Annotated in this window: 1 protein-coding gene; it reads left to right on the top strand. The window is 64.2% G+C overall.

What is annotated here, in order from left to right; all coding sequences use genetic code 11:
• Window positions 1–1,810: calcium-binding protein (locus EV286_RS31815; RefSeq protein WP_132961216.1), on the top strand; the 1,810-nt coding region annotated here is incomplete at both ends.

Below are 1,810 nucleotides of genomic sequence, written 5' to 3' on the forward strand. Positions count from 1 at the left end.
GGCGGTGGCGGTGACGACACGCTGAACGGCGGTGCCGGACTGGACCGGATGTCGGGTGGGGCGGGTGACGACACCTATATCGTCGATGTTGCGAACGACGTCGTGATCGAGAACGCGGATGAGGGAACGGACACGGTCAGGACGGCGCTTTCGAGTTATACGCTCAGCGTCAACGTCGAGAACCTGACTTACACGGGCACGACATCGTTCACGGGCACCGGCAACGCCGCGGTCAATGTGATCACTGGTGGAACATGGTCGGATTGGCTGGACGGCAAGGCGGGCGCCGACATTCTGATCGGCGGTGCCGGCAACGACACCTATGTTGTCGATGACCTGGCCGACGTCGTGACCGAGGCTGCCAACCAAGGCACGGATCTGATCAAGACGGTGCTTTCTGCCTATGCGCTGACCAATATTACCAATGTCGAGGACCTGACCTACACCGGCAGCGGCGATTTTGCCGGGACGGGTAATGCCCTGGCCAACACCATCATCGGCGGTGTCGGCAACGATGTATTGGACGGTAGGGCGGGTAACGACAGGCTGATTGGCGGCGCCGGCAATGACGCGCTGTCTGGTGACGCCGGCGACGATTGGCTGGACGGAGGCATGGGAGCCGACGTGCTGTCCGGCGGTACCGGCAACGACATGTATTTCGTTGACAATGGCGGGGATACGGTCGCCGAGGCTGCCGACGAGGGTACCGATACGGTATACGTACAGTCGGTCTACTTCGCGAGCTACACGCTCGGCAGCAATGTCGAGAACCTGACCGCCTCCGGCACGACGAATTTTACCGGCATCGGCAATGCGCTGGACAACATCCTGACCGGCGGGGCAGGGATCGACACGCTGAAGGGCGCGGCAGGTGACGACACCTATGTCATCAGCACCGGTGATATCGTCGTGGAGAATGCCGACGAGGGTGTCGATACCGTAAAGACAGGTCTGGTGGCCTACACACTGGGTGCCAACGTGGAGAACCTGACCTACACCGGGTCAGCCATCTTCACCGGCACCGGCAATGCGCTGGACAACATCATCAAGGGCGGAGCGGCAGCCGACAAGCTGACCGGGGCTGCCGGCAACGACATCCTGGATGGCGGCGCAGGGGTCGACACGCTGATCGGCGGGACGGGCGACGACACCTACATCGTCGATGTCGCGGGCGACGTGGTCAGCGAGGCGGCAGGTGCGGGCACCGACGAGATCCGGACGGTGCTTGCGACCTACTCGATTGCCGCGCTGGCCAATGTCGAGAACCTGACCTACACCGGATCAGCGAGCTTCACCGGCACCGGCAACGCCGCGGCGAACGTGATCACCGGCGGCGGCGGCAACGACACGCTGAACGGCGGAGCAGGCGCCGACACGCTGATCGGCGGGACGGGCGACGACACCTACATCGTCGACGCTGCCGGCGACGTCGTCACCGAGAACACGGACGCGGGCATTGATACGGTCAGGACCGGGCTGGCGGCCCATACGCTTGCCGACAATGTCGAGAACCTCACCTATACCGGCACGGTGGCATTCACTGGCACGGGCAACGACCTCGACAACACGATCACCGGGGGTGCTGCCGCCGACAGGCTGTCGGGCGGTGCCGGCAACGACACGCTGAATGGCGGAGCCGGCGCCGACACGCTGATCGGCGGGACGGGCGACGACACCTACATCGTCGACGTTGCCGGCGACGTCGTCACCGAAGGTGCCGACGCGGGCATTGATACGGTCCGGACCGCGCTGGCGGCCTATACGCTTGCCGCCAATGTCGAGAACCTCACCTATACCGGCACGGCAGCCT

Source organism: Rhizobium sp. BK251, assembly GCF_004345245.1.
Classification (GTDB): Bacteria; Pseudomonadota; Alphaproteobacteria; order Rhizobiales; family Rhizobiaceae; genus Rhizobium.